Origin of the sequence: Pseudonocardia sp. EV170527-09 (genome assembly GCF_008369905.1) — a bacterium.
Lineage (GTDB): Bacteria > Actinomycetota > Actinomycetes > Mycobacteriales > Pseudonocardiaceae > Pseudonocardia.
Map to the genome: position 1 here is coordinate 1 of NZ_VRMC01000282.1, position 712 is coordinate 712.

At 66.4% G+C, this 712-nt stretch carries 1 protein-coding gene; it reads left to right on the forward strand.

The window, feature by feature from the left end; genetic code table 11:
* The coding region (locus FVA95_RS29105; protein WP_240051802.1) for an integrase core domain-containing protein at positions 1-372 on the forward strand (372 nt) is incomplete at its 5' end.
* Positions 373-712 lie beyond the last annotated feature (340 nt).

The following is a 712-nucleotide window of genomic DNA, read 5'->3' on the forward strand; positions in this document are numbered from 1 at the left end:
CTTGGGCACGGTGTCGATCCTTCCAGCGAGGAGGACGTCCTCACAGGTCAGGAGTCAACCGAAGTCTGGGCAGTCCCGTCCGACAACGGTTCGGCCTACAAGTCCTACGCCTGGCGTGACGCCTGCGCCGAGCTCGCCATCACTCACAAGCGAACCCGCCCCTACCGCCCGCAGACCAATGGCAAGATCGAAAGATTCCATCGGACCCTGGCCGACGGCTGGGCCTACGCCCGACTCTATGAGTCGACCCGCCAACGCAACGACGCCCTACCCGGCTGGCTGCACTTCTACAATCACCACCGCGCTCACTCCGCCATCGGCGGCCAGCCACCAGTCACCAGGCTGACCAACCTCCCTGGACATCACACCTAGGCGCGCTCGCGCGCGGCCAGGACCTCGGGGATCCGGTCCTCGATCCAGCCGACGAGCCCCGCGAGGTGACCGGTCACGCCGTGGTGTCCGCGTACGGGCTCTGATGTCGCTGTAGGTACGAGCTGGTTTGTCGTTGGTCCGGCGCGTCGGACCGAAGATCAGCTCAGGGAGGGACGACCCTCCGGGCTCTGTCAACCACCAAGCAGACGAGCCCGGAGGGTGGTCGCCCGTGATCCTGCCTGTGGAGGCATGGATGGATATCAGGAGGTTCGCCCCGCTGCGCGCGGCCGGGGCGACGTGGAAGGAAATCGCAGCTCAAGCTGGGTGCGACTGGCGCACC